This window comes from Micromonospora sp. CV4, assembly GCF_003667455.1.
In the GTDB taxonomy this organism is placed as follows: Bacteria; Actinomycetota; Actinomycetes; order Mycobacteriales; family Micromonosporaceae; genus Micromonospora.
This window is the reverse complement of sequence record NZ_RCVI01000454.1, coordinates 1-6,657: the sequence shown is the minus strand read 5'-3', so window position 1 is coordinate 6,657 and position 6,657 is coordinate 1. Positions and strand designations below refer to the sequence as shown.

Annotated in this window: 6 protein-coding genes; 2 read left to right on the top strand and 4 right to left on the bottom strand. The window is 74.1% G+C overall.

The window, feature by feature from the left end:
* From EAD98_RS30615 to EAD98_RS30605, 3 genes are all read right to left on the bottom strand, one after another.
* Window positions 1-1,550: metallophosphoesterase (locus tag EAD98_RS30615; protein WP_121657410.1), on the bottom strand; the 1,550-nt coding region annotated here is incomplete at its 3' end.
* A gap of 61 nt (window positions 1,551-1,611) precedes the next feature.
* Window positions 1,612-2,784, bottom strand: coding sequence for a sorbosone dehydrogenase family protein (locus EAD98_RS30610; protein ID WP_121657409.1), 1,173 nt, complete (start codon window positions 2,782-2,784; stop codon window positions 1,612-1,614).
* Window positions 2,785-2,876: 92 nt separating this feature from the next.
* Complete coding sequence (locus EAD98_RS30605) at window positions 2,877-4,694, bottom strand: SpoIIE family protein phosphatase (protein ID WP_121657408.1); 1,818 nt, start codon at window positions 4,692-4,694, stop codon at window positions 2,877-2,879.
* Between the two features lie 172 nt (window positions 4,695-4,866).
* Between EAD98_RS30605 and EAD98_RS30600 the strand changes: the two genes are divergently transcribed.
* A complete protein-coding gene (locus tag EAD98_RS30600; RefSeq protein WP_121657407.1) occupies window positions 4,867-5,793 on the top strand; it encodes a 2-hydroxyacid dehydrogenase in 927 nt (308 codons plus the stop codon).
* Between the two features lie 7 nt (window positions 5,794-5,800).
* Here the strand turns inward: EAD98_RS30600 and EAD98_RS30595 are convergent, their stop codons facing one another.
* A complete protein-coding gene (locus tag EAD98_RS30595; RefSeq protein WP_121657411.1) occupies window positions 5,801-6,178 on the bottom strand; it encodes a PH domain-containing protein in 378 nt (125 codons plus the stop codon).
* A 217-nt stretch (window positions 6,179-6,395) separates the two neighbouring features.
* Here EAD98_RS30595 and EAD98_RS31735 point away from each other — a divergent pair.
* Window positions 6,396-6,657, top strand: a 262-nt coding sequence (locus EAD98_RS31735; RefSeq protein ID WP_233584039.1) for a hypothetical protein, incomplete at its 3' end; no start/stop codon positions are given.

The following is a 6,657-nucleotide window of genomic DNA, read 5'->3' as shown; positions in this document are numbered from 1 at the left end:
GTGACCGAGGGGGACGGGCCGGCGGTCCGGCCCTCCACCACGTGCCGTTCCAGGTTGACCTGGGCCTGCCCGGTGCCGCCGACGGTGATGTCGTCGTACGCCTGGAGCATCTTCTGCTGGTCGAAGTAGAGCACGCTCATCGACAGCGGGGTCGGCTTCTCACCCTCCAGGCCGCGCAGCCCGGCGCCGCCGGTGGAGCCCTCCACCATCAGCGTGGTGGGCTGCTGCCCGGGCGCCTGGGGCAGCTTGGAGATCTGCCGGGCGTGGGTGTGCCCGGCCAGCACCAGCGGGCAGGTGCCGGCGAGCGGCCCGGCCGACGCCGGGTCGTGCACCAGCGCGATGTTCACCGGTCGAGGTGAGCGGCGCACGGTGGTGGCCAACTGCTCGCCGGCCCCGATCACCTGGTCGGCCACCTGCTGGGTCAGCCCGCTGCCGGCCGGGGACGTGTTCTTGTCCGGGGTGAAGCGCGGGTCGCCGATGCCGGCGATGGTCAGCCCGGCGACCGTGGTCGTCGAGTTGTTCAACACGATCGCGTTCGGTTGGCGGGCCACCGCGGCGCCGGTACGGCCGGAGTCGTGGTTGCCCCGAATGAAGACGTACGGCTTCTTCAGCAGGCCGATCGAGCCGACGAAGGACGCCTCCGGCTCGCTGCCCCAGTCGGTGATGTCCCCGGTGTCGATCACCACGTCGATGTCGAACTGCTCGACGACCGTCCGGATCAGCTGCCAACCGGTCGGGTTGAGGTGCATGTCGGAGACGTGCAGCACCCGGGTGGTGCCCGGGGCCGGCTCGTACACCGGCAGCGCCGACACCGTGGTGTAGAGCTGGCTGACGTTGCCGACGATGCGTTGCAGCTGCTCGGCGTACTTCGTGTAGTCGTTGGCGATCCGGCGGGCGTCACCGACGATCGCCGGCGCGTTGACCAGCAGCCCCTCGTAGCGCGGCTCCTCGATCGCCTGCGGTCGCAGGGTGGCCGCCGCCGTGCCGAGGCTGCCGGCGGTGACCAGCAGCGCCAGCCCGCCGGCCCAGGCGGTACGCCGCACGTCGCGGAAGGCCAGCCCGGCCAGGATCAGGGTGACCAGCACCGCCGAGGCGAGAGTCCGCAGGCCGAGCCGCATCACCCCGGACCGGACGTCCTCGACGGCGCTCTGGCTGGCCCGGCTGATGCTGGCCGGGTCGTCGAGCAGCGCCTCGGTGCGCCCCTGGTCCAGTGCGCCCAGTCGTACGGTGAGGTGCGTCGGCCCGTCGTGGCTGTCGAGCAGCAGCGCGCCGAGCGGCGGCACGTCGACGGTGGTGCCGCCCGCGCTGGCGGGAGTGAGGGTGAGGTTGGCCCGGAACGGGCCGATGTCGGTGTCCACCCGGCCGCCGGCGAGCACCCCGAGGACCGCCCCGGCCAGGGCCACGGCGAGCACGGCGAGGATGACCGCGGTGCGGCGCACGGGACCGGGCCGGCCGGCCGGTCGACCCGCCGACCGCCGCGACGCGGCACCGGTCACCGGCTCGTCCCGGTCACCGGCGTCGTCGTGCTGCTCGTCGTGCTGCCCGTCCATGCTGAGAGTCTGACCTGCCCGTCGGAGGATCTTGGCAAACCTGACCGGATGGTGACGCGAATCAGCTGCGACCGCCGTCGCCGCCGGCGAAGACCACCCGCAGGAGACGGTCGTCGTCGGCCGCCGGGTCGCCCCGCCCGTCGTGGTTGGAGGTGCTCACCCAGAGCGACCCGTCCGGCGCGGCGGCCACCGCTCGCAGCCGGCCGTACCGGTTGGTGAGCAGTTCGCTGGGCTGCCCGAGCAGCGTTCCGGTGTCGGTCAGCTCCATCACCCAGAGCCGCTTGCCGCGCAGGCAGCCGGTGACCAGCAGCCGGTCCGTGGCGGCCAGGCCGGAGCAGGACGCGTCCGAGGTCCCCCACTGGGTGATCGGGTCGGTGTACCGCTTGTCGCCGGCCCGCCCCTCGACCTCGGGCCAGCCGTAGTTGCCACCCTTGGTGATCTGGTTGATCTCGTCCCAGGTGTTCTGGCCGAACTCGACGGCGTACATCCGTTTGGCGGCGTCCCAGGCGAAGCCCTGCACGTTGCGGTGCCCCAGCGACCAGACAGGGGAACCGGGGTACGGATTGCCCGCGGCGGGCTTGCCGTCCGGGGTGACCCGCAGGATCTTGCCGCCGAGGCTCTTCACGTCCTGGGAATTCGGGCGCTGGCCGGCGTCCCCCGTGCTGACGTAGAGCTGCCCGTCGGGGCCGAAGCCCAGCCCGCCGCCGTTGTGCACGTTGGCCTTCGGGATGCCGGTGAGGATCGGGGTGGGCTGCCCGCCGAGCTGCAACCGGACGACCCGGTTGTCCTGCTCGGCGGTGTAGTAGACGAAGACCGTCCGGTCCCGGTCGTAGCCGGGGGAGACGGCGATGCCCAGGAGGCCGCCCTCACCCGCCGCCGCCACGTCGGTGATCGTGTGCACCACCCGGATCCGCATCCCGTCCGGCCCGGACTCGGGCCCGACCTGGAGAATTCGGCCGCTGTCCCGTTCGGTGACCAGCGCCCCGCCGTCGGGCAGGAAGGCGATGGCCCAGGGCACCCGCAGCCCCTTGGCGAGCACGGTCGCCACCGCCTGCTGGCCGGCGCCGCCAGGACTGGCCGACGTCGACGGGGTCGGCAGGTTGGGCGGCTCACCGGCCGGGTCCGGCTCCGGCTCGCCGAAACTGCAACCGGCGGTGAGGAGCAGCGCCGCGCAGGACGCGGCGAGGGCCACCCGGAGGCGGCGGATGCGAGAGTACGGGGGACGGGCGCTCACCCGGCCCAGGGTAGCCCGCCGGCCGGCTCGGCCGGGCCCGACGGGATTCGAACGGCCGCCAGCGGCGGGGCCGGTGATCCCGGATGGACCGGTCAGCGGGCCCGTACGGCCAGCAGCGCGGTGTCGTCCGCACGGTGCCCGATCGAGGTGAGCAGCAGGTCGCACAGCTCGTCGAGGGGCAGCGTGTCGGTGCCGGCCAGACGGGCCACCAGCTCGGCCAGCCCGTCGTCGATGGGCCGGTCCCGCCGTTCGATCAGCCCGTCCGTGTAGAGCAGCAGCGTGTCGCCGAGGGCCAGGCTGGTCGACCGGGTGGTTCGCCGCGACGGGCGAGCCAGGCCGAGCAACGGCTCCGGCGGCGCTTCGAGGATCTCCACCGCCCCGCCGGCGCGGACCAGCATTGCCGGCGGGTGCCCCGCGTTGCACCACGTCATCTCCCGGACGCCGGAGCGCTCGGGACAGATCCGGACCAGCGTCGCGGTGGCCGGGATCGGCAGGCGCAGGCCGCGCATCGCGCCGTCCAGGTGGGTCATCAGCTCGCCGACGGTGTCCGGTCGGCCGAACGCGTTGCCGCGCACCAGGTTGCGCAGCTGACCCATGGTCGCCGCCGCCTCGATGTCGTGCCCGGCGACGTCCCCGATCGCGACGATCAGATCCCCGTCGGGTTGGACGAACGCGTCGTACCAGTCGCCGCCCACCGCCACCCGGTCGGCCGCCGGCTGGTAGCGGGCCGCCAGCTCCAGCTCCGCCACGCCCGGCAGCCGCGGCAGCATGCTGTGCTGCAGGACCTCGGCGACGTGCCGCTGTTCGTCGTACATCGAGCTGTTGCCGATCGCCTGTCCGGCCCGGCGGCCGATGTCCACCGCGGTGAGCAGGTCGCGGTCGTCGAACTGCTGGCGCTGGGCGTCGTTGACGAGGGTGATGGCACCCAGCACGGTGCCGCCGGCGGCCCGCACCGGCACGCTCAGGTACGAGGCGATGCCCAGGCGGCGGGCGATCGTCGCCATCTCCGGGTGCGTGGTCCCCCGTGTGACGTCGGCCAGCGACGCCACCCCACCGAGGCGGGGCTGGCCGGTCCGCAGCACCGCCCGGATGATCGAGTCGGCGCTGAGCCCGGTGCGCAGCAGCGTGGCGAAGCGGTCGACGTCCGCCGTCCGGGCCGGATCGCGGTGCACGGCGACGACCTCGCGGGGCTGGCCGGTCGGCCCGACCAGGGTGAGCAGGCACCAGTCGGCGAGCAGCGGCACCATGGTGGCGGCGAGGCGGCGCAGCGCGGTGCCCACGTCCAGCGTGCCGCCCAGCGTCTCGCTCACCCCGGCGAGCAGTTCCAGCCGTTCGTGCGCCTGCACGACCCGTCGGCGGTCCTCCCGCGCGCCGTCCAGCGCGATCCGCAGTCGCAGCTCCGACGAGCAGGCGGCGGCCAGGTCGGCCAGCGTTCGCAGCTGCCCGGCGGTCCAGACCCGTGGTTTGCTGTCGATGGCGCAGAGCGAGCCGAGCACCCGGCCGGAGAGGTCGGTCAGGGGCATCCCCGCGTACGCGACCACGCCGAGGTCGTCGATGGCGGGGTTGTCGCGTACCCGGGGGTAGAGCCGGGCGTCCGGCAGCACCATGGGCACCTCGATGTCCACGACGTGCTGGCAGAACGAGTGGCTCAGTGGGGTGTGCCGGCGTTCCGCCCAGGGCTCCGGCAACCCGACCGCACCCGGGAAGAACTGCCGGTCGTCGGAGACCAGGGAGACCAGCGCGACCGGCACGTCCAGCAGGTCGCTGACCAGCCGGGCGAACCGCTCGAACGCCTCGTCCGGGGCGGCGTCCAGCCCGGTGTCGGCGAGTGCCCGCAGCCGTGCCGGGTCGCTGAGCGCCGCGGGTGCGGCGATCGCGGGCCGCGGGCGGGCGGGGGAGCTGTCGGTCATCACGAACCTGTCTGCCGGGGTGGAGGCCGAACTGGGCTTCGTTATACCGCGCCCGCGCCCGGCCCTAACATCGTTGTGCCGAGGCTCGCTCGCCCCGGCGCCGCCACCCGAGGCTCCCCGTTTGCCGCCGTGCCCGCACCGTCCGTCGTGACGGAGGCTATCGTCGGCGGACGTGAAGGTATGGATCCCGCACCAGGTCGGCCTGGACCTCATCGGCGAGCTGCCCCCGGACGTGACGGTGGAGGTCGTCGAGCACGCCGACCGGCTGCCCTCGGCGGTGACCGACGTGCGGTTCTGGGTGCCACCGTTCCTGGCCGGCTCGGACGCGACCGCCCTGCTGCACGAGCTGCCCGATCTGGCGGCGGTGCAGCTGCTCTCCGCCGGGGCGGACGCCTGGGCCGGCCGGATGCCGGCGGGCGTCACGCTGTGCGACGCCCGAGGCGTGCACGACCCGTCCACCGCCGAGTGGGTCGTCACCGCGATCCTGGCCCAGCTGCGGGCGTTCCCGGCCTTCGTCCGGGCGCAGGCCGAACGGCGGTGGGCCTTCCAGGAGGTCGCCCCGACCGACGAGCTGACCGGCAAACGGGTGCTCATCGTCGGGGCCGGGTCGATCGGCACCGCGGTACGGGACCGGCTCGCCCCGTTCGACGTCAGCTTCACCCTGGTGGCGCGGACCGCCCGGCCCGCGCAGCGGGTGCACGGCGTCGACGAGCTGCCCCGGCTCCTGCCCGAGGCCGACGTGGTGGTGGTGCTGGTGCCGCTCACCGACGCGACCCGCGGCCTGATCGACAAGGAGTTCCTGGCCGCGATGCCGGACGGGGCGCTGCTGGTCAACGGGGCACGGGGGCCGGTGGCCCGTACCGAGGCGCTCGTCGCCGAGCTGGGCACCGGCCGGATCTCGGCGGCGCTGGACGTCACCGACCCCGAGCCGCTGCCCGCCGACTCTCCGCTCTGGACGATGCCGAACGTGCTGCTCACCCCGCACGTGGCCGGATCGGTGCGGGGGCTGCTGCCGCGGGCCTACCGGCTGGTCGGCGATCAGGTGCGGCGGTTCGCCGCCGGCGAGCCGCTGATCAACACGGTGGTCGACGGGTACTGACGGGACCTCAGCCAGCCGTGTCGGGCAGTTCCTGGCCGGTGGCGGAGACCAGCCGGGGCAGGTCCGCGCCGCGTACCGCCGGCAGGACGACCTGCTGTCCGTCGTCGAGCCGGGCGACCGCCCGCCCGCGCGGGTCGGTGACCAGCTCGACGACCCGCTCCCAGCCGATCCGGCGCTGCCCCGCAAGTGCCCGCAGGCGCAGCTCCCGGGCGTCGGCGTCGGTGCCGGCCCGCCAGGCCCACACCCCGACGGCGAGGGGGACGAGCAGCACCGGCAGCAGGTACGTCCGGGCGTTGGCCAGTGGCAGGGCACCGATGAAGGCGATGACCGCGGCCACCAGGATGGCTTGGTTGTACCGGAAGCGGACGGTGTCGGGCTTACTCACCCTCTGATGATCCCACCACCGGCCGGTCGGGCTCCCGGCGGGCGGTGCCCGGCCGGCCGTCAGGCCGTACAGTGACACGGGTCACTGGCTTCGCCGGGTGACCGACACGTAACCGATCTGGCCGCCGTTCGTTCTCGATTGTTGGGCAGTGGACCCGCAACGTCCGGTGCCCCTCACCGCCGCACCGCCCCCGTGCCCCCTCACGAAGGCGACCGCCGTGCTCCTCGCGTACCCGTTCCGCCTCCTCGTCCCCCGCCGGGCCGCACCGGAGGCCGCCGTGTCCGCGGCGGTGGCGCTGCTCGTCCTCGCCGGTGCCGCTGACCTGGTCCCGACCGCGGTGGTGATCGCCCTGGCCGGTGGCGCGGGCGCCACGCTCGCCGGGGTGCCGTCACCTACTTTCACCCCCGGGCACGAGCGGCGTACGAGGCGGTCGGGCTACGCGGCTACTGGCGGGGCTACTTCGCCTGCCGGTCCGCGCC